Origin of the sequence: Pseudoalteromonas rubra, assembly GCF_005886805.2 — a bacterium.
GTDB classification, from domain to species: Bacteria; Pseudomonadota; Gammaproteobacteria; order Enterobacterales; family Alteromonadaceae; genus Pseudoalteromonas; species Pseudoalteromonas rubra_D.
Genome location: NZ_CP045429.1, coordinates 342,501 through 363,728 on the forward strand (window position 1 = coordinate 342,501; position 21,228 = coordinate 363,728).

The following is a 21,228-nucleotide window of genomic DNA, read 5'->3' on the forward strand; positions in this document are numbered from 1 at the left end:
AGGCGAAGCTCTTGATCGAAGCCCCGGTAAACGGCGGCCGTAACTATAACGGTCCTAAGGTAGCGAAATTCCTTGTCGGGTAAGTTCCGACCTGCACGAATGGTGTAACCATGGCCACGCTGTCTCCACCCGAGACTCAGTGAAATTGAAATCGCAGTGAAGATGCTGTGTACCCGCGGCTAGACGGAAAGACCCCGTGAACCTTTACTACAGCTTGGCACTGAACATTGACCCTACATGTGTAGGATAGGTGGGAGGCTTTGAAGCGCAGTCGCTAGATTGCGTGGAGCCGTCCTTGAAATACCACCCTTGTAGTGTTGATGTTCTAACTTAGGCCCCTAATCGGGGTTGAGGACAGTGCCTGGTGGGTAGTTTGACTGGGGCGGTCTCCTCCCAAAGAGTAACGGAGGAGCACGAAGGTTGGCTAAGTACGGTCGGACATCGTACGGTTAGTGTAATGGTAGAAGCCAGCTTAACTGCGAGACAGACACGTCGAGCAGGTACGAAAGTAGGTCATAGTGATCCGGTGGTTCTGAATGGAAGGGCCATCGCTCAACGGATAAAAGGTACTCCGGGGATAACAGGCTGATACCGCCCAAGAGTTCATATCGACGGCGGTGTTTGGCACCTCGATGTCGGCTCATCACATCCTGGGGCTGAAGTCGGTCCCAAGGGTATGGCTGTTCGCCATTTAAAGTGGTACGCGAGCTGGGTTTAGAACGTCGTGAGACAGTTCGGTCCCTATCTGCCGTGGGCGTTTGAGAATTGAGAGGGGCTGCTCCTAGTACGAGAGGACCGGAGTGGACGAACCGCTGGTGTTCGGGTTGTCATGCCAATGGCATTGCCCGGTAGCTACGTTCGGAATCGATAACCGCTGAAAGCATCTAAGCGGGAAGCGAGCCTCGAGATGAGTTCTCACTTTGACTTTAAGTCAACTGAAGGGCCGTTGAAGACTACAACGTTGATAGGCGAGATGTGGAAGTGGTGTGAGCCATTGAGCTAACTCGTACTAATTACCCGTGAGGCTTAACCATACAACGCCAAAGTGGTTTTGTTCGTTAGAAGTTAAGAAATAAAGTAGACGATAAGAATTTAATACGCTTTTCCAGATTTTAGTGAGATGTTGATAAACATCTTGCACACAGAATTTCCTGGTGAACATAGCATTTTGGAACCACCTGACCCCATGCCGAACTCAGTAGTGAAACGAAATAGCGCCGATGATAGTGTGGGGTTTCCCATGTGAAAGTAGGACATCGCCAGGGCCTAATAAAAGAAACCCGTTGCAGCAATGCAGCGGGTTTTTTGCTTTGTGCGATTTAAAAAGCTGTAAATAGAGTAGCATCGCCTATTCATCCATGAAGCTGGTATCTAGCAGTCTTTGGGGGCACTTCCCTGTGGAGGGCTCCTTTTTGCGCTGTGAATAGGTCTGCATTCTCTACAATAGCTCATTTCACCTTGCGCAAAGTAAATGTACTCGCGTTGCTCGCTGTCATTGTACTTTGCACTTGATTGTCGCGTCGATCGGTAAGTACTGTTTCATATAGATGTTAGTCACTTTATGCGTGGAGCCTCAAGATATAGTGAGCTATCAGGGTAGGCAATAGAATGCGAGTTTAAGGTTCACGCAGAATAACCGTTGCGAAAAAATGATAACTGTATATACTCACAGTAAATGCACTGTATGGAAAACCAGTTATATGCGACCACTCACCAAACGACAAGAACAAGTTTTTGAACTCATAAAAGTCTTCATCAAAGATACCGGCATGCCTCCGACTCGGGCAGAGATTGCTGAGTCGCTTGGGTTTCGGAGTGCGAATGCTGCAGAAGAGCACTTAAAAGCGTTAGCGAAAAAGGGTGTTATAGAAATGGTACCAGGTGCAAGCAGGGGTATTCGGCTAGTAGAAAATGAACCTGAACAACTAGGGTTACCCTTAGTTGGTCGAGTTGCTGCTGGAGAGCCTATTCTTGCTCAGGAGCATATTGAGAGTCACTGTTCAGTAGACCCAGCAATGTTCCACCCCGCGGCCGATTATTTGTTGCGCGTTAATGGCATGAGTATGAAAAACATCGGCATTATGGATGGAGACCTACTTGCAGTGCACCGCACTCAGGTTGTGAATAATGGCCAGGTTGTGGTTGCACGTGTAGAAGAAGACGTCACGGTTAAGCGCTTCGAAAAGTTAGGGAAGAAAGTCTATCTACATGCTGAAAACGAGGACTTCTCGCCCATTGAAGTTGATTTAGAACAACAGAGCTTTTCGGTAGAAGGCCTGGCGGTCGGTGTTATCCGAGGTGATATTTAATTAATTCCCGTGCGCAGCCTGGTTTGCCTTTTCCGGGCTGTTTTTACTTCTTGTATACACTTTTAAGTGACCATATCAATTGCGTTTGTGTATAAGTGACTCCTAACAAACAGCTATTTTTCAATTATTTCCCTGCCTGAAAAACAAAATCTACACGAGACAAAAACTTGCTAAACGGTCAAATTTTGACTAGTTGTTAAATGGTCGTGCAGTACTCATGGGATAACCCAAGTGAAATGACAGTCATCCGATAATAAGAACCGTTGCTTCTCACGCTCGAAGCAATTGAGGGAGACGTCTAATGAAAATAGCCAAACTCATCACGATTGCGATGTGTTTATGTGTCAGTATGCTCACGCTCGCAAGCGACTACAACATGCGTACAGGCGTAACTGACATCAGTAATCAGGTTTATCAGTTACACATGACCATCTTCTGGATCTGTTGTGTAATAGGGCTGATTGTCTTTTCGGTCATGTTTTGGGCACTGATCCATCATCGGCGTTCTAAAGGCGCGGAGCCCGCGCAGTTTCATGAAAGCACTAAAGTTGAAATCCTCTGGACTGCTATCCCATTTTTAATTTTGGTTGCTATGGCTGTGCCTGCGACAAAAACACTGATCGCAATGGAAGACACTGATAAGGCAGATCTGACGATTAAAGTTACCGGATCGCAGTGGAAGTGGCATTACGAATATTTGGGTCATGATGTCGATTTTTATTCCTTAATGTCTACGCCAAGAGCTCAGATAGACAATATGGAAAGCAAGACTGAAAACTATCTGTTGGAGGTCGATAAGCCGCTGGTGATCCCGACGGGTAAGAAAGTGAGGTTTTTACTGACTTCTGATGATGTGATCCATTCCTGGTGGGTACCTGACTTTGCGGTAAAAAAAGATGCTAATCCAGGGTTCATTAACGAAGCTTGGACAAATGTCAATGAGCCCGGCACCTATCGAGGTCAATGTGCAGAGCTGTGCGGCAAAGATCATGGTTTTATGCCAGTTGTCGTCGAAGCCAAGCCCGAGGCGGAATTTCAGGCATGGCTTGCCAACGAGAAAGCGCAAAGAGAGCTTGCCGCGCAGCAAGAGGCCGCGCTTTTGGACCAAACACTCAGCAAAGATGAGTTAATGGCGACGGGAGAGCGTGTTTACATGGCCTACTGTGCAGCATGTCATCAACCCACAGGGCTCGGTCTGCAAGGGGTGTTTCCTGCCTTAAAGGGGAGCGCTATGGTCACCGGCGATCTGCAAGCACACATTGAAATTATTATGGACGGACGCCCTGGCACTGCGATGCAGGCTTTTGCGAAGCAGTTGTCATTAAAGGAAGTGGCCGGAGTTATCACTTATAAAAGAAATAGCTGGGGAAATGATACCGGGGAAGTTATTCAACCTAGCCAAATACAAGCTTACCTTGACGGCAAACAGGAGGAAGCCAAATGACTTCGAGTACACAGCAGGCTGCTCATGAACAAGAGCATGAACATCATGGCCCGGCAACTGGTATCAAGCGTTGGCTTTTTACGACAAATCATAAAGACATAGGATCTTTGTATTTGTTGTTTTCTTTGTTGATGTTCCTGATTGGCGGCGGTATGGCAATGGTTATTCGGGCAGAATTATTCCAGCCAGGCCTTCAGCTCGTTGACCCACACTTTTTTAATCAAATGACCACAGTGCATGGGTTGATTATGGTATTTGGTGCTGTGATGCCTGCCTTTACAGGCCTGGCAAACTGGATGGTACCTATGATGATCGGTGCGCCTGATATGGCACTGCCACGGATGAATAACTGGAGCTTTTGGATTCTGCCTTTCGCTTTTCTCATATTGCTTGCCTCATTGTTTATGGAAGGTGGTGGTCCGGCCTTTGGCTGGACCTTCTATGCACCGCTCTCCACAACTTATAGTAACGACAATACAGCATTATTTGTGTTCGCAGTGCATATCATGGGGGTCAGCTCCATTATGGGCGCTATCAATGTGATCGTGACGATAGTGAACATGCGTGCGCCCGGTATGACATGGATGAAGCTTCCATTGTTTGTGTGGACTTGGTTAATTACGGCATTTTTATTAATTGCTGTGATGCCCGTGTTAGCGGGTGCCGTTACCATGGTTTTAACAGACAAGTATTTTGGCACAAGTTTCTTCGATGCTGCAGGCGGAGGTGACCCTGTGATGTTCCAGCATATTTTCTGGTTTTTTGGTCACCCGGAAGTATACATTATGATTTTGCCGGCTTTTGGCGTGATCTCTACCATAGTGCCTACGTTCTCAAGAAAGAAGCTTTTTGGATATGCTTCTATGGTATATGCGACTTCCTCCATCGCACTGTTATCCTTCATCGTGTGGGCACACCATATGTTTACTACAGGTATGCCATTGGCCGGTGAGCTTTTCTTTATGTATGCGACCATGCTGATCTCTGTGCCGACGGGTGTGAAGGTGTTCAACTGGGTGGCCACAATGTGGCGAGGTTCTATCAGTTTTGAAGTCCCAATGCTGTTTGCTATCGCCTTTATTGTGTTGTTTACACTCGGTGGCTTTTCCGGTTTGATGTTGGCCATCACCCCTGCTGATTTCCAATATCACGACACTTATTTTGTGGTCGCACATTTTCACTACGTCTTGGTTACGGGGGCCGTCTTCTCTATCATGGCGGCTGCCTACTATTGGCTACCTAAGTGGACTGGTTACATGTATAGCGAGACATTGGCCAAGTGGCATTTTTGGTTGTCTCTGGTTAGTGTGAATATCCTATTTTTTCCAATGCATTTTGTGGGGCTTGCGGGAATGCCACGACGTATCCCGGATTATGCGCTGCAGTTTGCAGACTTCAATGCTCTGATCAGTATCGGTGGCTTTGCATTTGGCTTATCGCAGTTACTATTTGTGGCTGTGGTATTTAAATGCATCGCAGGTGGTCAGCGAGCGCCTGCTAAAGTATGGGATGGTGCTGAAGGGTTAGAGTGGGATGTTGCCTCACCAGCTCCTTATCATACTTTCAGTACTCCACCTGAGGTGAAGTGATGCATACCCCGTTACTGAAAAAACTCGTGTTATTGGTCTTTGGTATGTTTGCATTCGCATTTGCACTTGTACCACTGTACGACGTGTTTTGTGACATAACAGGCTTGAATGGCAAAGTTGATTTGACTGCAGCTGAGGCTAGTGAAAAGCAAGATTTGGCGCGGCAAGTCGATGTGAGTTTCACAACCCACACACAAGGGCAGGCACCGTTCAAAGTAAAAGCTGCGACGTATCAGGTGACGGTGACACCCGGTACATTAACAGAAGTGAGCTTTACGGCAGAAAACCTGAGTGGAGATGCTCGGGTTATGCAGGCCATTCCATCTGTATCGCCTGGGATGGCGGCTAAATATTTACATAAGCTCGCTTGCTTTTGCTTTGATCAGCAAAGTATGCAGGCGCGTCAGAAAATGTCATTTACGCTGCGCTTTTATGTAGACACAGAACTGCCAATTGACATCGCTGAGCTGACACTTGCCTATACGTTATATGACATTACAGATAGAGCGGCGACGGTTCAAAGTACGCTGTTGCACTCAGAAACAGAGCGATTCGGTGAGCTCAGGCGTGGCACAGCCGGGGACTATTATGTTCGCAGCATACAAGCCACGGTGTATCAACAAATACGAGGATTAAGTCATGGCTAGTGGTTATGAAAAATACTATGTACCAGAGCAAAGTCCGTGGCCCATAGTTGGGGCTGTTGCTATGTTTGGTGTAGCCGTAGGAGGTGGGTTAACGGTGATGAAGAGTCCCGGTGGCCAATTTATTTTGTATGCGGGAATCGGTTTACTGCTGTTTATGTTGGCAGGGTGGTTTCGACATGTTATTCGGGAGTCTCAGGGAGGGCTTTATTCGGAGCAAATGGATCGCTCATTTAGACAGGGAATGGCTTGGTTTATTTTTTCTGAAGTGATGTTTTTTGCCGCGTTTTTTGGTGCCTTGCTTTATGCTCGCGTGTTTGCGGTTCCCTGGCTTGGCGGGGCTAGTAATAATGCCATGACGCATGAGTTATTGTGGCCTAGCTTCGAAGCAGTGTGGCCGTTACTTAACACCCCGGGGGGAGACACAACGCAAGCCATGGGTTGGCAAGGTCTCCCTTTGATAAACACCGTTATCTTGTTGATTTCTTCAGTGACACTTCATTTTGCGCACACTGCGATTGAGCAAGGGCAGAGAAACAAAGTGAAGGTGTTCCTGGGATTAACCATTTTGTTGGGTTTTGCATTTTTGGTCTTGCAGGTAGAAGAGTATGTTTATGCCTACCAGGATTTAGGGTTGACTCTGGAATCAGGTATCTACGGTAATACATTCTTTATGCTCACTGGCTTTCACGGTATGCATGTGACGCTTGGCGCGATTATCCTGACGGTTGTTTGGTTACGAGTAATGAAAGGTCACTTTAGCGAACATAACCATTTTGCATTTCAGGCTGGTGCCTGGTATTGGCATTTTGTCGATGTGGTTTGGTTGTGCCTGTTTGTATTTGTTTATGTGCTATAAGCCCGGGGCTGGATTGAATTGGAGCCAGCCCAACCCTTTTGCAATGAGAATAAGTAATAACACACTCGCTGAAAAAAATACTCTTTTACCCAGTAATCGGGACATTGACTCACCAGAGTGAGTGCCTTTGAGCATAATGAACAAAGCTCGAAACAAGTTGTAGATGATGCTGAAAAGCAAAACAATAATAATGAATTTGAGTAGCATAGCATATGACGCAGATAAGTATAAGTAGATCAAAGGTTAGCGCATATTGCACAGTTTTGGCAGTGAGCCTTGTGGTATGTACATGCCTGGCCCTTTCTGTTTGGCAGTGGCAACGAGCTGCCCTAAAGGCACATTTGCTCGAAAAACGGCAAAGTGGTCCGGTTATCGCCGATTTCAATGCGAGCACCGATCTGCAAAATCAACGGGCATTGGAAGGGCAGCAGTTTCGGCTACATGGTCATTTTGATGATTCGCGCTATTGGTTACTCGATAATCAGATAGTCAACGGGACGCCCGGTTATGATGTGATTAGCCTGTTTCGTCCTGTCTATAGCGAAGAATGGTTGGTTGTGAACCTTGGCTTTATTCCCGCGACACACAGCCGGACTGTGTTACCCCAGGTAGCGCTTCCCAGCTCGTTACAAACCGTGAATGTGGAATTCAAAATAGGCAAGTGGGCTGGCTTCACGTTAGCTACCCAACCAGACTTGAACGCGGCGCAGCCTGAGCTGATCCAATATCTTGACCATGCCTATTTTGTGGCACAAACACAACGTCCTGTTGCCGCGTCCTTAGCTTATGCGTCAGACCCAATCACAAACGATATTCAGCCTCACTATGAAGCCGTTGTGATGGGGCCTGATAAGCACCGGGCTTATGCATTGCAATGGTTTTTGCTAGCTGTGGCAGCAATGGTCGTCCCCTACTTAGCTTACAAAAGGAAAAATGATGAATAAGGTGCCTGGATTATTTTTAGCGTGTTGCATTTTACCTTTGATTGTCGCGTGGGGCGTACTTTGGTCTGGGTGGCAACCAGACAGTACAACTAACAAGGGGAGCTTTTTAACGCAGGAGGTTGTACTGAATGTGCCTGATCAGCAGCACAAGTCATGGTTCATTGCGTTAAATCAGCCTGACAGTTGTACTGAGTTATGTCTGGGTCAGCTGGCCTTAATGGAACAGCTTACCGTGGCATTGGGCAAGCACCGTCAGCAAGTCGGTTTGCTCCTATTGGGTCAAGGGCAAAGTGACAAGGCCAGCGTGTTACCTGAGGTACCGTCTTTATCACCGGGGGCATTCTATTTGGTCGATAAACATGGCTTGGTGGTGCTTGAGTATTTACCACAGCGAGACCAAACCGCAAACCGAGTATTGCTCAAAGGGTTATTGAAGGATTTAAAAAAGCTGCTGTCTTATGAGCGAAGTAGTTCAGGAGGTAAGTCATGACACAAAGTTTTAGAAAATTGGTGCTCATGTCGGCACTGCTAGCAGCGCTGGTTGTGTCCTTGGGTGCTTATACCAGACTAAGCAATGCAGGTTTGGGGTGCCCGGACTGGCCAGGGTGCTATGGGTTTTTGACGGTGCCGAATGAAGCGCATGAGTTGGTGTCAGCGCAACAGCAATTTCCCGGCAGCGAAGTACACCAAGAGAAAGCCTGGATCGAGATGATCCACAGATATTTTGCCGGCAGCTTAGGTTTGGTTGTTGCTGCAATTTTCTTTATGGCATTGCGCCAACCTAACTGCGGCACAAGTATCAAAGGGTTGTCTGCATTACTGGCTGTGCTAATCGTGTTTCAGGCGCTGCTGGGCATGTGGACCGTGACGATGAACTTACAACCTCTGATAGTGATGGGCCATCTGTTGGGTGGGTTCACCATATTGAGTTTATTAACTTTGCTTTGGCTCAAAGCCAGTCAGTCGGCTACTGTCGCCATTCCTCATGTTGCAGGCCTAAAAGTGATGACGCTGGTTGTGCTCATGGTCTTGATTGTACAAATTGCATTAGGTGGGTGGCTTGCCGCGAATTACGCTGCACCACACTGTCGTGGATTGCCATTGTGTGAGAATGGGGAGTTGTTCTCACTGAGCAGTTTATTTCAGTTACCTCAGTCTTCTGCCAGCTATGAATTTGGTGTTTTACCGTTTGAAACTCGCCTGTCTATTCACTTGGTTCATCGGCTTTGGGCTATGGTGACACTGTTCGCCATATTGATACTGTGCTGGCGTTTGTATGTGCGAATTCCTGACGCACGTGTACGACCCGTCATTTTGCTTCCGGCAATGCTAGTGCTTTGCCAGGTGTTATTAGGCGGCGCGATAGTGCACTGGCAGTTCCCATTATTGCTGACGCTGTTTCACAATGTCATGGCTGCGCTGCTATTACTGAGCATGGTGCGAGTGTGCTATCTGCTGTTTTATCAATCTAGGGGGTAAGTTATGGCCATTAGTGTGCAGCAACTCGGATCTGTAATCCCTGATTTTTACGCGGGCATTAAGCCTTATTTGGCGATCACCAAAGCTAAGGTGGTCATGATGCTGGTGCTTACTGCCTGGGTGGGTGTTGCGCTGGCCCCGGATGTAGGGCGAAGCATAGGTCATCAACTGATGAGCTTAGTGTCAATCGGGCTAATTTCTGCCTCGGCTGCGGCAATTAATCATGTTGTTGACCGTAATCGGGATCGAAAAATGGCGCGGACACGCCATCGTCCCCTGGCTATGCAGCAACTCTCTGTGTCAAAAGCACTCATTTTTGCCGTTAGCCTGGCTGCTGCCGGAACCCTTGGCCTATTGTTGTTCAGTAATTGGTTGTGTACGGTTTTGACGCTACTAGCTTTGCTTGGCTATGCCGTTGTTTACACTATGTTCCTTAAGCACATGACACCACAAAATATTGTTATTGGCGGATTGGCAGGCGCTTTACCTCCTCTGCTTGGGTGGGTCAGTGAAACGGGCGCTTTGGCAGCGGAGCCCTGGCTGCTCGTTATGATTATTTTCGCCTGGACGCCGCCGCATTTCTGGGCTTTGGCGATAGCCCGAGAAGCGGACTATGCCAGGGCTGGGATCCCGATGCTGCCTGTCACACACGGGATCAAGTTCACCAAATTGTGTATGGTCGTGTATACCTTGTTATTGGCAGTAACATGCGTTCTGCCCTATTTGATAGGTATGGTTGGGCATGCATATCTGGTTGCTGCAAGCATTCTTAATGGACTATTTATTTACCTGATTGTGCGACTGTATATGAATCATACAGTGCAACAAGCGATGGGGGTTTTTCGTTTTTCTATCTGGTATTTATTGTTACTCTTTGTCTCTCTATTTGTCGACAGAGCATTGGTATGAAACTCATTTTTCCTCTTTTTATAATATTCGTGCTACTTACTGGATGTCAGCCTGCTCCCCAAGTATCTGAGTTCGCTGTACATTATGAACAACCTCGTACGCTCAAGCCTTTTGCTTTGGAAGACCAAGATGGGGCGCAAGTTACGACTGAGCAGTTAAAAGGGCAATGGAGTTTGTTGTTTTTGGGGTACACTCATTGCCCCGATATATGCCCAATGACCTTGGCAAAACTCACTAATATTGCCGCGCAGTTAAAGTCCCACCAGGCTGTCAACGTGTGGTTTGTAGCGGTAGACCCGCAGCGGGACACGCAAGCAAAGCGAAAACAATATATTGATTACTTCAACCCGGATTTTGTCGCAGCGTCTGCGCCTCATAAAGTATTGTTTCCTTTTGTACGCGACATTGGCTTGATCTACGCGATCAACAACAGTGATCAACCCGAGTATTATGTTGATCATAGTGCTTCGATTGCATTGGTTAACCCACAGGCACAATTGGAAGCCATATTTAAACCGGAGTTTAAGGCCGGGGAGGTACCTGTTATCAATGAAGCCCAATTGATAGCGGACTTTAAGGTGATCGTGCCCAAAAGCGAGTAGGTGGTGAGGTCGGGATAGGTTCGGATTTATGCCAGGGCAATGAAATTACTGAAGTCATAGGCAGGCTTAAGGTGGGAAAAGGCCATACAAAATGGCAATCGTCAGCCCGCTCATAGCCTTTCCTTATAACTCTGTTATTGTGGGTCCTGGATGGACAATATCGTAATTTCGTTGGTAGCGAGTGTGTAGCGAACCCAGACATTTGTTTGCGACAGCTTGGCTGCTAACGCCATTGAAAATCTGGCATCTGCTTTAGGCTCGCCTGCTTGGCCTAAAATTACAAAATGTCCGATTCCACTTACTTTGATTCTAATTTGGCCCGAGTCATTAATGTAAACTCTCTCGACCAGGTTGTTATAATGGTCAGCATAACGGCTGTCATTTGTAGCACTGCTAGCATTACTATTTAGAAATAGTAAGAAAGCGCCTAATGCAAAAATAAGCTTTTTCAAGTGGTCCCTCAATAGTTTTTTCAATAGCTGAAATCTGTTTTGTATTCTAATTAGAAACATTACATTGAGTCAATTCCTTAACTTCAAAGTAAGTCAGGTATTGTAGTTGAATGAACAGGTAGCAGTCAGTATAAGATGCCTACTTCCCCTCTGGTAACGTTCAGCCAAGCTTTAGCGTTAGTTAGTCGCTTTGCTGGTGAGTTCGCCGATTTCTAAAGTCACTGAATCTAATAATCAATTACTTCTTTTCTGTTATAAATGTGGTAATTTCACAGTCACGGTCTAATCTATTCATATCAATAAGATTTGCAAGGAATGTGCAAGGCACATGATTAAACTTCCCCCGGAGCTGGCCATAAACCAGGTTGAAGAATTACATCAACAGTTGCTGCTCGAGCTTGATGCTGGCCATGCTATTTCATTAGACATTAGTGAAATCCAGCGTGCCGATACCGCATCGATCCAATTGTTGTGCGCGTTGCAAAAGTATTTACTGGATATTGGGCAACATATTTCCTGGGTGGGTGAAAGTGCAGCATTATCTTCATCTGTTGAAAAATTAGGGTTAACCGAACTTTTATCTATCAGTAGTACGAATTAAGAGGTCATTATGAAAAAGATTTTAGCTGTGGATGATTCTGCTTCGATGCGTCAAATGGTTGGCTTTACACTAAAAAAAGCGGGTTTTGATGTTGTAGAGGCAAAGGATGGCAGTGAAGCACTCAATCTGGCTAAGCAGCAAGGGTTTGATGCCGTGATCTCGGACGTGAATATGCCTGTTATGGATGGCATTACCTTGATTCGAGAGCTGAGAAGTTTACCTGATTATAAATTTACACCGCTTTTGATGCTCACAACAGAATCTGGTCTGGATAAGAAAAGTGAAGGTAAAGCTGCAGGCGCAACGGGCTGGATTGTTAAACCATTTAACCCGGAACAATTACTGGCTGTGCTGAAAAAAGTCATCCGTTAATCCCCGCGAGGTGCTGCCATGAGTATCGATTTAAGTCAGTTTTTCGATGTTTTTTTTGAAGAAAGCTTTGAAGGGCTCGATGCGATGGAGTCTGAGCTGCTTAACCTCGAGCCAGGCAAAGAAGATCAGGAAACCATAAATACGATTTTCCGGGCTGCACATTCGATTAAAGGAGGCAGTGGCACTTTTGGTTTTACGGCGGTTTCTGATTTCACTCACGTATTAGAAACCTTGCTCGACCAGATCCGCAATGGGCAACGGCAGCTCGTTGCTGAGCATGTCAATTTGTTGCTCAAAGCAGTCGATTGCTTACGCGCTATGCTAACGGCACTGCAAGCCCAAGAAGAACCAGAGCGACAAGAAGCCAATGAATTAAAACAACGCTTCGAAGCGATTTTAAATGGCGAAAACAGCACCGATGCCCCGGAGCAGGCGATCAGCGAACCTGAAGAGCAAGCCGACCTCCCCATCACTTTTCAGATCGATTTTAAGCCACTGCCGTATTTATTCAAAACCGGTAATGAGCCGCTCTATATGATTGCGGAGCTGTCAGAGCTTGGGGAGCTTGAAACCCAGGCATTGCACGATGAAGTGCCCAAATTAAAGCAGCTCAATGCCGAAGATTGCTACCTTTATTGGCGGTTTTTCCTGACCACAACGCGTGGTGAAAGTGCTATCAGAGAGATTTTCGAGTGGGTCGAAGATGACGCGGAAATCACCATAGTGCAATGTGGAGGCTTGTTTGAGGAGCCAGTTGAGCAAGTCGAGCCATCTGATACCCCGCAGAGTGTTCCGGCGGAAGCTGAGGTACCGGTACAGACCCCTGCGTCTTCTAAAACGGTTCAGGAAAATAAGAAAGAGACTGTGCCCGCCAAAGATGCTCGAAAAAATACAGATCCTAGTACAACCTCCATCCGGGTTGGTATAGATAAAGTGGATTCGCTAATAAACATGGTAGGTGAGCTGGTTATTACACAGGCTATGTTGAGCCAGATTGGCGAGCAGGAAATTACTGAATCTAGCATTGCCGCACTCCAGGAAGGTTTGGCACAGCTGGCACATAACACGCGTGATTTGCAGGAAAACGTGATGCGTATCCGCATGCTGCCCATCAGTTTTGTTTTTAGCCGATTTCCCAGGCTGGTACGGGATATCTCTCAAAAACTCAATAAACAAGTTGAGCTCAAGTTGATTGGGGAGCAAACCGAGCTTGATAAAACCGTTATGGAAAAGCTGTCTGATCCTATGGTGCATTTAGTGCGCAACTCCCTGGATCATGGCCTGGAGACACCCGAGGAACGCATCGCCCAGGGCAAGGACCCCGTTGGTACTGTTACTCTAAATGCGTTTCACCAGGGGGGGAATATCGTCATCGAGATTATGGATGACGGAAAAGGGCTGGATACCGAGAAAATTCGCAACAAAGCCATTCAGAATGGGCTTATTCAGGAGCAGGATGAGCTTACCGTTGATGAGATTAATGAACTGATTTTTATGCCGGGGTTTTCAACTGCTGACAATGTCAGTGAAATATCTGGTCGCGGTGTCGGGATGGATGTCGTGCGTAAGAATATTCAGGCATTAAATGGCTCTGTCGAGGTCAGTTCGGAAGCGGGAGTGGGATCGACTTTTACGATTCGCTTGCCACTGACACTGGCGATTTTGGATGGTCAGCTAGTTCAGGTCGCTGATCATACTTATATCATTCCTCTGATCTCTATCGTTGAATCGCTGCAAATTGATATTGCTAAAGTCAGTAATGTCGGTAAAGGTTTGCAGGTTCTGCGTTTGCGTGATGAGTATATTCCGATCCTGAGACTGTATGACATTTTTAATCATAAGGGTGCACGAGAAGAACTGGATAAGACCTTGCTGGTGGTGGTTGAAAACGACAATTACAAAGTCGGCATTTTGGTAGATGACCTGCTGGCGCAACAGCAGGTCGTGATCAAAAGCTTGGAAGCCAATTATCAACGTGTTGATGGCATATCAGGTGCCACTATTTTAGGCGATGGTACTGTGTCTTTGATCATCGACATCAGCGGGTTAATAAAACTGAGCGGCTTGAGGCGGCCAGGGTCCTCTGAGCTGCTCGTGGACCTAAAAGCGGATGAGGGTATCCCTGCATGACAGAACGCATAAATTTAAATCAGCAGTTGGTATTGGATACCGAGACGGACGAAAAGCAGTTTCTGACTTTTATGATGGATGAAGAAGAGTATGGGATTGATATTTTAGCGGTCCAGGAAATTCGTGGCTGGGAGCCCGTAACGGTGATCCCCAATTCCCCACCATTTGTGAAAGGGGCGATGAACCTGCGCGGCACGATTGTACCAATCATCGACCTGAGGCAGCGATTTGGTATTACTCACATCGGCTATGGTCCACTCACTGTGGTGATAGTGGTATCAGTGACACTGAAAGAGCAAACCAAGTTGATGGGCATTGTTGTGGATGCGGTGTCCGATGTGTACAGCATTTCTGAGGAAAAGGCGAAGGATGTCCCTGACTTTCAGGACTCTGACAATGCCCAATTTGTTCATGGGTTGGTTAATGTTGGGGAAAAAATGGTGGTGTTATTAAATTTGAAAAAGGTGCTCGATTTACACGACAAGAGTTGTGCTAAGAGCAACGGGGGCTGAGATGAGTAGTAGTCAGAGTATCCAAAGTAGTTTAAACAATAAAATCATAATTGCGGGTGTGATACTGGTTATCAGCATCGTACTGGGCATTCAGCTTGGAGCATCGGGCTCTGAACACATGCAGCTGATGGCTGTGGCGCTGCCTTTATTCGGGGTGGTTGTCGCGCTGGGTTACCTCAAAATGGCTCTGTCAGCGGTGAGTGCCCAACTGGGTTGTGTATATCGTGTGTTGCCACATGTGACTGTGGCAGATCAGGAACAATTACAAAGCCTGGACCTGACGGATTTTCCTGAGCTATTTCAAGCGCTAAAAGCTGCGCATGATGAGGATGATCAAACGGACCTGACGCAAAGTCTGATGCTGGCTTTGAAAGGCTGTCAGGCAAATATCATGGTGGCAGATGTTGATCTAAATATTGTGTATCTGAACGACTCGGTTAAATCAATGTTGAGGGCCAATGAGCAGCAATTACAGCTTGATTTGCCAGGCTTTAGTGTTGCTGGCTTGATAGGCACAAACATTGATGTCTTTCACAAAAATCCAAGCCATCAGCGTAACATTTTGGCCAATTTGCGCGAAACATATCAGACTAGAATCGCTGTTGCCGGGCTGACTTTTGATTTGATAGCGACGCCGGTATTTGATGAAGGGCATCGCATCGCAACCTTGGTGGAATGGAAAGATCAAACAGAGTGGCTTGCCGCAGAAGAAAAGCACAAGAACTTGGCAGAGAAAAATGCACGTATTTCTCGCGCGCTGGATGTGTGCCAGGCGAATGTCATGTTGGCAGATGAGAGCCTGAACATTGTGTATGTGAATGAGTCTGTATTGACTATGCTCAGGCGCAATCAGGCACAGCTGCGTACCGCACTGCCGAACTTTGATGTTGATACCCTGGTTGGTACCAATATTGATGTATTCCACGAAAACCCTCAACACCAGAGGGGCTTATTGAATACACTTTCGAATGTGTACAACACGGATATTAAGGTAGCTGGTTTTAATTTTGGCCTGATCGCAACACCTGTGTTTGATCAGACCGGGAACCGGATTGGTACTGTCGTTGAGTGGGAAGACAAAACAGAGCGTTTGGCTGCTGAGCAACACGCTAAACAGACTGCTGGTGAAAACCTCCGCGTGCGTCGCGCTCTGGATAACGTGCAAACCAATACGATGATTGCGGACTCAGACAATACGATTGTGTATATGAATCAGGCGGTACTCGAGATGATGAGAAACGCTGAGTCAGATATTCGTAAAGATTTACCTAACTTCGATAGCAGTCAACTGATTGGTCAGAACATAGACGTATTCCATCGCAACCCAGCCCATCAAAGACGCTTGCTGGAAACCTTGTCTCAACCTTACAAGACCGAAATAAAAGTCGGAGGGCGCACCTTTGGTCTGGTTGCTAACCCAATCGTGACTGACACAGGCGAACGAGCTGGTACTGTGGTTGAATGGGAAGACAGAACCGGTGAGGTAGCAATTGAGCAGGAAGTTAACACGGTCGTCGAGTCTGCTCGCTCTGGTAATTTGTCTGTGCGGTTGGAAGAAGGTGATAAGCAGGGTTTTTACTTGCGCTTGACTCAAGGGTTAAATGGTTTGTTGGAGAGTGTAGACAGTGCAGTGGCAGACACCGGGAATATGCTTGATGCACTTGCCCGGGGAGATCTGACACAACGCATTGAGGCTGATTATCAAGGGGCGTTTGACAAGCTAAAACAGGATGCGAACAGCACCGCGGATAAACTGACTAATGTATTAGAGCGGATCAGCACCTCAGCATCCCTAGTCGCCAGTGGTGCTGAGGAAATATCGCAAGGTAATGCCGATCTGAGTCAGCGTACGGAAGAACAGGCGTCTTCACTGGAGGAAACTGCTTCGAGCATGGAGCAAATGACCAGTACAGTTCGACAGAATGCAGATAATGCCAAAGTTGCCAATGAATTGGCTGAAGATACCAGTGAGAAAGCAACCCGAGGCGGGGAAGTGGTAAATCGCGCAGTAGAAAGCATGTCAGCTATCAACGATGCCAGTAAGAAGATAGCGGATATCATTAGCGTGATTGATGAAATCGCCTTTCAAACTAACTTGCTGGCATTGAACGCAGCGGTAGAAGCTGCACGTGCAGGAGAGCAGGGGCGTGGTTTTGCAGTAGTCGCGGGCGAAGTACGTAATTTGGCGCAGCGTTCGGCCGGAGCGGCAAAAGAAATCAAAGATTTGATCCGTGACAGTGTGAGTAAAGTTGAGGATGGTACTTTATTAGTTAATGAGTCTGGTGAAACGCTCAAAGAAATTGTGGCGGCGGTGCGACGTGTTACCAATATGATTTCAGATATTGCAGATGCATCGGTAGAGCAAAGCTCTGGGATTGAGCAGGTGAATAAAGCTGTCACACAGATGGACGAAATGACGCAGCAAAATGCGGCGTTGGTAGAACAAGCATCCGCAGCAGGTGAGTCAATGGCCGAGCAGGCCAATGATATGCGTAATATGCTGAACTTCTTTAAGGTCGCAGAGGCGCCGGCCAGCCGAGAGGCCATTGCAGAAAAACCAACTGTCACGAATGGTCAGGCGCGTACGTCCGCGATTGGTTTATCGGCGCCGGAAAGTCGCAGTACGCGACAGCCCCTGGAGACAGCAGCTAATCGCTTTGCGGACGACTCTGAGGAGTGGGAAGAGTTTTAACAGTTCTGGTTTGTTTGTACCCTGGTTGAGCTGTACGCCATCTTTGGTGTCGGCTCAGCCTTAGTGACACACCTGACTCACCGGGATTACCACATAATGAATGCATAAGACGGCGCAGATAACACGTAGTCGGGATCGCAGCGCATAGGTGAGGAGGGATATGAAAGAGTTTTTGATGACGGATGAGGATTTCAGCAGTATCTCTCAGCGTGTATATGAGACTTGCGGCATCGTGCTTGGACCCCATAAACGCGATATGGTTTACTCACGGCTTGCCCGCAGAGTGAGGGCTAACGGTCTCACGTCTTTTGCCGAATATCTGGCTCTGTTAAATGAAGAGCCAAATACCGAGTTTAGCCATTTTATTAATGCGATTACGACTAATCTCACGTCATTTTTTCGCGAATCACATCATTTTGACTTTTTACACCAACAAGTGATCCCAGAACTGAAGATCAAACATAGAACAGATAAACGCATACGAATTTGGTCTGCTGGCTGCTCCACTGGTGAGGAGGCGTACAGTATTGCGATGACCATCGCGAATGCCTTTCCAGCAGACTGGGACGTGAAAGTATTAGCTACTGATTTGGACTCAAACGTATTGCACAAAGGCCAAGAGGGTGTTTATAACAGCGCGTCGGTCACAGGTCTCGACAGTGAGCACCTGAAAAAATGGTTTATGTGTAGTTCGGATGGCACCCAGTACAAAGCAAAAGATGTATTACGGTCCAGGGTGTTTTTTAAACGCCTTAATTTGCTTGAACCCTGGCCTATGAAAGGTCCTTTTGATGTTATTTTTTGTCGTAATGTACTGATTTATTTTGATAAAGAAACCAAAGATAGATTGTTTGATAATTATCATCAGCTATTGGCAGAGCAAGGTTATCTGTTTATTGGTCATTCAGAGACAATGGGGAAAGAGCATTTGGGCTTTAAAAACCTGGGGAAAACTATGTACCAAAAGGTAGCGCAGATATGAATCAGTTTCAGCCCGTACTGCATGGTTTTGAGCACGTAAAGCGGTTTTGGGACTCAGGTCGTGGCGCTGTGGTAGCAAAAGTGCTCCCAGGGGAGTTTTATGTGTCAAAAAGTGACGAGCTAATCTCTACCGTTCTGGGCTCCTGCATTGCGGCCTGTATTTATGATGAGCAGCAGGGCGTAGGAGGGATGAATCACTTTATGCTGCCTGGTGTGAAGGGTGCTTCAGCGATTCATGCCGATGATCTGAATTGCCGCTATGGCAACTGGGCAATGGAATATCTGATTAATGAAGTGATTAAAAATGGCGCCCGACGGGAGCATCTGAAGATAAAGCTGTTTGGCGGAGGGAAAATCATCAGTTCTATGACCGACATCGGCGTTGGTAATATTCGATTTGCCGAAGCGTATGTTGAGGAAGAGCAGCTTACTCTGGTATCCCACGATGTAGGTGGGCCCTGGCCGCGCAAGGTGGTGTTTCATCCACAAACGGGTAAAGCTCAGGTGAAGAAGTTGCGTCAGATGCACAACGACACTATTGAAAAACGTGAGGTTAAGTACCTTCATGATATTGAAGAGCAAGGTAAACAAACAGACATTGAGCTGTTCTAGAGAGTTTGCATGATTAAGGTATTGATAGTTGATGATTCCCCTTCACTCAGAGCGATTCTGACTGAGGTGCTGGAGTTGGCTCCTGATATTAGGGTCGTGGGGGCAGCAGAGGACCCCTATGAAGCGCGCGAGATGATTAAAAAGCTCAATCCAGATGTGCTGACGCTGGATATTGAAATGCCAAAAATGAATGGGCTGAGCTTTCTAAAAAATTTGATGCGCTTACGTCCTATGTCTGTGGTCATGCTATCTACCCTAACGCAACAAGGCTCTCCCGCCACGTTAGAAGCGCTAGAGCTGGGGGCAATTGACTTCATTGCCAAGCCAACCACAAATGTGGCCGCTAAATTAAATGCCTATGCTGAGACCCTGCATCAGAAAATCCGTATCGCCCGTCAGGCCAATCTTTACGCTTTTCGCGCTGACAAAGGCGAAAAACAGGCGCCAATTTCACAGAATACCCAGTTTAAAAACAGCGCGGTGCTGGCTCTGGGCGCGTCTACCGGTGGCACAGAAGCGCTGCGTGAGGTCTTGGTTCGTTTGCCTAAACACTGCCCACCGGTGGTAATTGCGCAGCATATTCCACCAGTATTCAGTACTTCATTTGCACTGCGTATGGACCGTTGTTGTGATGTGCATGTCAAAGAAGCAGAAGAGGGTGACGTGCTTGTGCCAGGGCATGTGTTTATCGCACCAGGAGACATGCACCTTAAAGTGGTGCAAAAAGGCGGACGACTGCAATGTCACCTGAGTCAGAGCGAGAAAGTTAACCGACACCGCCCTTCGGTAGATGTGCTGTTTGATTCCTTGCTGCCCTGGGCTAAACAAATCAGCGCCGGGCTACTGACTGGTATGGGCAGTGATGGGGCAGCAGCCTTGCTGCGCCTCAGAGAAGCTGGCGCAAAAACACTGGCTCAGGATGAGGCCACTTCGGTGGTTTGGGGTATGCCCCGGGCCGCCGTTGAGATGGCAGCGGCCGAGCGGGTTGTGCCCCTGTCTAAAGTGACGATGGAGTTACTTAATGCGGTTAAGCGCGCGTAATCACCCAGGGCTGAGAGTACCAGTAAAATTGACCACTGAATTGTTTTGATGGAGCTGTGCAGTTGTATCGAGAACGCCCTGTAGGTAAGCCCTCAGGTGTTGTAATTGTCACGGTTTTCTCTCCCTCCCAGGTGAGCTCCGCTCTGCCTACGCCTGATACAAAGCAGGCAAATTGATTCTGATAAAAATCCATTTCTTTGAAGGTCAAAGTAATCGATGGGGTCGGGTCATCCGTTACCGAGTCCTGGTATTGGGCTTGTGCCAGTGAAAAGGGCAATGAGTGAAGTTTGGTTTTCAACGTCTTCAGGTTGGCATAGATGCCGGACGCGGGAAAGCGGGGTAAGCGCGTGAAGTCTGAATCGGGCCCCACGGCGCCGGAATGCTGACCAATACCTACTAAGCCGAGCTCAGCGACTAACTCCTGTAGCGGGCGATCAAATTCGCCGTAGGGGTAAGCGATATAAGGAAAGTCATGGCCCGTCTCTGCTTTGATTCGAGCTTGTGACCAAACTAAATCCTGACGGATCCGGCTGTGCCACTGAGCCTGCGTTTCTCCAGCTTGCTTGTGATGCAAATAGTCGTGCTGAGCACTGTGATTCGCAATGATTGCGCCGCGTTTTGCCAGCTGGCGTAGTTGTTCCCAGCTCATCACGTACCCTTTCTTTTCATCAATGAGCTTAGGGTTTACAAAAATAGTGTAAGGATAACCAAACTGCTCAAGTAGTGGCGCTGCGGCTTCCATGTTATTCAGATAGCCATCGTCAAAGGTGATTGCGACGGTTTTTGGTGGCAGAGCTTTGCCAGCTTGCAAGTGCTCAATGAGCTTATCTAATGCAATGACTTTGAATTGTTCTGTTTTGAGGAAGTTCAGGTGCGCAAGAAAGGTGGCTTCGCTGACACTGGTCACGGCCGGCAGTTTTTCACTGACATGATGATACTGTAGAATGACCGCGGCCAGGCCTGCCCGGGTGTTGAACAAAACGAGTATAAGAACTAAAACATGAAACCACTTAATCGCGCGCATACTTCTCACCATATTCAATTGCTTGCTATTGC

20 protein-coding genes, 2 rRNA genes and 1 pseudogene (1 of these 23 cut by a window edge) are annotated in these 21,228 nt (G+C 47.3%); 20 read left to right on the forward strand and 3 right to left on the reverse strand.

From position 1 onward, the window contains the following. The 7 genes and pseudogenes from CWC22_RS01490 to CWC22_RS01520 form a co-directional block, all read left to right on the forward strand. A 23S ribosomal RNA gene (locus CWC22_RS01490) occupies window positions 1-1,034 on the forward strand (it extends 1,846 nt beyond the left edge of the window). Window positions 1,035-1,150: 116 nt separating this feature from the next. After that, window positions 1,151-1,265: ribosomal RNA gene (gene rrf, locus CWC22_RS01495) — 5S ribosomal RNA — on the forward strand. A 435-nt stretch (window positions 1,266-1,700) separates the two neighbouring features. After that, window positions 1,701-2,309: a transcriptional repressor LexA gene (lexA, locus tag CWC22_RS01500; RefSeq protein WP_125564615.1), complete on the forward strand. Its 609-nt coding sequence runs from the start codon at window positions 1,701-1,703 to the stop codon at window positions 2,307-2,309. A 331-nt stretch (window positions 2,310-2,640) separates the two neighbouring features. Next, window positions 2,641-3,753, forward strand: coding sequence for a cytochrome c oxidase subunit II (coxB, locus tag CWC22_RS01505; RefSeq protein ID WP_228553517.1), 1,113 nt, complete (start codon window positions 2,641-2,643; stop codon window positions 3,751-3,753). After that, window positions 3,750-5,342: a cytochrome c oxidase subunit I gene (ctaD, locus tag CWC22_RS01510; protein ID WP_049865969.1), complete on the forward strand. Its 1,593-nt coding sequence runs from the start codon at window positions 3,750-3,752 to the stop codon at window positions 5,340-5,342. Before coxB ends, ctaD begins: the two co-directional genes overlap by 4 nt. After that, window positions 5,339-5,866, forward strand: a pseudogene (locus CWC22_RS01515) (cytochrome c oxidase assembly protein); the annotation flags it as partial. The gene ctaD and the pseudogene CWC22_RS01515, both read left to right, overlap by 4 nt. Window positions 5,867-5,981: 115 nt before the next feature. After that, window positions 5,982-6,845 carry a cytochrome c oxidase subunit 3 gene (locus tag CWC22_RS01520; RefSeq protein ID WP_138539566.1) on the forward strand — a complete coding sequence of 288 codons (864 nt, stop codon included), beginning with the start codon at window positions 5,982-5,984 and terminating at the stop codon, window positions 6,843-6,845. Here the strand turns inward: CWC22_RS01520 and CWC22_RS01525 are convergent. Beyond that, window positions 6,840-7,052: a DUF2909 domain-containing protein gene (locus tag CWC22_RS01525; RefSeq protein ID WP_138539565.1), complete on the reverse strand. Its 213-nt coding sequence runs from the start codon at window positions 7,050-7,052 to the stop codon at window positions 6,840-6,842. The genes CWC22_RS01520 and CWC22_RS01525 overlap by 6 nt on opposite strands. Window positions 7,053-7,114: 62 nt before the next feature. Here CWC22_RS01525 and CWC22_RS01530 point away from each other — a divergent pair, with 62 nt between their 5' ends. The 5 genes from CWC22_RS01530 to CWC22_RS01550 are packed head-to-tail and all read left to right on the forward strand — an operon-like array spanning window position 7,115 to window position 10,779. Then, a complete protein-coding gene (locus CWC22_RS01530; RefSeq protein ID WP_171045144.1) occupies window positions 7,115-7,789 on the forward strand; it encodes an SURF1 family protein in 675 nt (224 codons plus the stop codon). Further along, complete coding sequence (locus CWC22_RS01535; protein ID WP_138539563.1) at window positions 7,782-8,279, forward strand: transmembrane cytochrome oxidase associated protein; 498 nt, start codon at window positions 7,782-7,784, stop codon at window positions 8,277-8,279. Before CWC22_RS01530 ends, CWC22_RS01535 begins: the two co-directional genes overlap by 8 nt. Further along, entirely contained in the window at window positions 8,276-9,268 is a 993-nt protein-coding gene (locus CWC22_RS01540) for a COX15/CtaA family protein (protein ID WP_125564598.1), read from the forward strand. The genes CWC22_RS01535 and CWC22_RS01540 overlap by 4 nt, the downstream gene beginning before the upstream one ends. Window positions 9,269-9,271: 3 nt before the next feature. Further along, window positions 9,272-10,177 (forward strand): heme o synthase, encoded by a 906-nt coding sequence (gene cyoE / locus CWC22_RS01545; protein WP_138539562.1) that lies wholly within the window; start codon window positions 9,272-9,274, stop codon window positions 10,175-10,177. Then, a complete protein-coding gene (locus tag CWC22_RS01550) occupies window positions 10,174-10,779 on the forward strand; it encodes an SCO family protein (protein WP_138539561.1) in 606 nt (201 codons plus the stop codon). The genes cyoE and CWC22_RS01550 overlap by 4 nt, the downstream gene beginning before the upstream one ends. A gap of 134 nt (window positions 10,780-10,913) precedes the next feature. Here the strand turns inward: CWC22_RS01550 and CWC22_RS01555 are convergent, their stop codons facing one another. Continuing rightward, window positions 10,914-11,231 (reverse strand): hypothetical protein, encoded by a 318-nt coding sequence (locus tag CWC22_RS01555; protein WP_138539560.1) that lies wholly within the window; start codon window positions 11,229-11,231, stop codon window positions 10,914-10,916. A gap of 328 nt (window positions 11,232-11,559) precedes the next feature. On the opposite strand from CWC22_RS01555, the gene CWC22_RS01560 reads away from it, so the two are divergent. The 8 genes from CWC22_RS01560 to CWC22_RS01595 all read left to right on the forward strand — a co-directional run bounded on the left by CWC22_RS01560 (window position 11,560) and on the right by CWC22_RS01595 (window position 20,172). Beyond that, entirely contained in the window at window positions 11,560-11,832 is a 273-nt protein-coding gene (locus CWC22_RS01560) for an STAS domain-containing protein (protein ID WP_138539559.1), read from the forward strand. A gap of 9 nt (window positions 11,833-11,841) precedes the next feature. Next, a complete protein-coding gene (locus CWC22_RS01565; RefSeq protein WP_010387164.1) occupies window positions 11,842-12,204 on the forward strand; it encodes a response regulator in 363 nt (120 codons plus the stop codon). Window positions 12,205-12,222: 18 nt separating this feature from the next. Beyond that, entirely contained in the window at window positions 12,223-14,334 is a 2,112-nt protein-coding gene (locus CWC22_RS01570; protein WP_138539558.1) for a chemotaxis protein CheA, read from the forward strand. After that, on the forward strand, window positions 14,331-14,846 hold the full coding sequence (locus CWC22_RS01575; RefSeq protein WP_138539557.1) for a chemotaxis protein CheW: 516 nt from the start codon (window positions 14,331-14,333) through the stop codon (window positions 14,844-14,846). Before CWC22_RS01570 ends, CWC22_RS01575 begins: the two co-directional genes overlap by 4 nt. 1 nt (window position 14,847) lies before the next feature. Then, window positions 14,848-17,538: a methyl-accepting chemotaxis protein gene (locus CWC22_RS01580; RefSeq protein WP_138539556.1), complete on the forward strand. Its 2,691-nt coding sequence runs from the start codon at window positions 14,848-14,850 to the stop codon at window positions 17,536-17,538. A gap of 160 nt (window positions 17,539-17,698) precedes the next feature. Beyond that, window positions 17,699-18,520, forward strand: a complete 822-nt coding sequence (locus tag CWC22_RS01585) for a CheR family methyltransferase (protein WP_138539555.1) — start codon at window positions 17,699-17,701, stop codon at window positions 18,518-18,520. After that, window positions 18,517-19,131, forward strand: coding sequence for a chemoreceptor glutamine deamidase CheD (gene cheD, locus CWC22_RS01590; protein WP_125564582.1), 615 nt, complete (start codon window positions 18,517-18,519; stop codon window positions 19,129-19,131). The genes CWC22_RS01585 and cheD overlap by 4 nt, the downstream gene beginning before the upstream one ends. 9 nt (window positions 19,132-19,140) lie before the next feature. Next, entirely contained in the window at window positions 19,141-20,172 is a 1,032-nt protein-coding gene (locus CWC22_RS01595) for a protein-glutamate methylesterase/protein-glutamine glutaminase (protein ID WP_138539554.1), read from the forward strand. Here CWC22_RS01595 and CWC22_RS01600 read toward each other — a convergent pair. Further along, a complete protein-coding gene (locus tag CWC22_RS01600) occupies window positions 20,159-21,196 on the reverse strand; it encodes a polysaccharide deacetylase family protein (protein WP_138539553.1) in 1,038 nt (345 codons plus the stop codon). The genes CWC22_RS01595 and CWC22_RS01600 overlap by 14 nt on opposite strands. Between the last annotated feature and the right edge of the window lie 32 nt (window positions 21,197-21,228).

What these genes read in the sequence shown, in the direction of transcription:
- lexA (WP_125564615.1), top strand. Translation starts at nt 1,701, where the DNA reads ATGCGACCACTCACCAAACGACAAGAACAAGTTTTTGAACTCATAAAA.
- coxB (WP_228553517.1), top strand. Translation starts at nt 2,641, where the DNA reads ATGTGTTTATGTGTCAGTATGCTCACGCTCGCAAGCGACTACAACATG.
- ctaD (WP_049865969.1), top strand. Translation starts at nt 3,750, where the DNA reads ATGACTTCGAGTACACAGCAGGCTGCTCATGAACAAGAGCATGAACAT.
- CWC22_RS01520 (WP_138539566.1), top strand. Translation starts at nt 5,982, where the DNA reads ATGGCTAGTGGTTATGAAAAATACTATGTACCAGAGCAAAGTCCGTGG.
- CWC22_RS01525 (WP_138539565.1), bottom strand. Translation starts at nt 7,052, where the DNA reads ATGCTACTCAAATTCATTATTATTGTTTTGCTTTTCAGCATCATCTAC.
- CWC22_RS01535 (WP_138539563.1), top strand. Translation starts at nt 7,782, where the DNA reads ATGAATAAGGTGCCTGGATTATTTTTAGCGTGTTGCATTTTACCTTTG.
- CWC22_RS01540 (WP_125564598.1), top strand. Translation starts at nt 8,276, where the DNA reads ATGACACAAAGTTTTAGAAAATTGGTGCTCATGTCGGCACTGCTAGCA.
- cyoE (WP_138539562.1), top strand. Translation starts at nt 9,272, where the DNA reads ATGGCCATTAGTGTGCAGCAACTCGGATCTGTAATCCCTGATTTTTAC.
- CWC22_RS01550 (WP_138539561.1), top strand. Translation starts at nt 10,174, where the DNA reads ATGAAACTCATTTTTCCTCTTTTTATAATATTCGTGCTACTTACTGGA.
- CWC22_RS01560 (WP_138539559.1), top strand. Translation starts at nt 11,560, where the DNA reads ATGATTAAACTTCCCCCGGAGCTGGCCATAAACCAGGTTGAAGAATTA.
- CWC22_RS01565 (WP_010387164.1), top strand. Translation starts at nt 11,842, where the DNA reads ATGAAAAAGATTTTAGCTGTGGATGATTCTGCTTCGATGCGTCAAATG.
- CWC22_RS01570 (WP_138539558.1), top strand. Translation starts at nt 12,223, where the DNA reads ATGAGTATCGATTTAAGTCAGTTTTTCGATGTTTTTTTTGAAGAAAGC.
- CWC22_RS01575 (WP_138539557.1), top strand. Translation starts at nt 14,331, where the DNA reads ATGACAGAACGCATAAATTTAAATCAGCAGTTGGTATTGGATACCGAG.
- CWC22_RS01580 (WP_138539556.1), top strand. Translation starts at nt 14,848, where the DNA reads ATGAGTAGTAGTCAGAGTATCCAAAGTAGTTTAAACAATAAAATCATA.
- CWC22_RS01585 (WP_138539555.1), top strand. Translation starts at nt 17,699, where the DNA reads ATGAAAGAGTTTTTGATGACGGATGAGGATTTCAGCAGTATCTCTCAG.
- cheD (WP_125564582.1), top strand. Translation starts at nt 18,517, where the DNA reads ATGAATCAGTTTCAGCCCGTACTGCATGGTTTTGAGCACGTAAAGCGG.
- CWC22_RS01595 (WP_138539554.1), top strand. Translation starts at nt 19,141, where the DNA reads ATGATTAAGGTATTGATAGTTGATGATTCCCCTTCACTCAGAGCGATT.
- CWC22_RS01600 (WP_138539553.1), bottom strand. Translation starts at nt 21,196, where the DNA reads ATGCGCGCGATTAAGTGGTTTCATGTTTTAGTTCTTATACTCGTTTTG.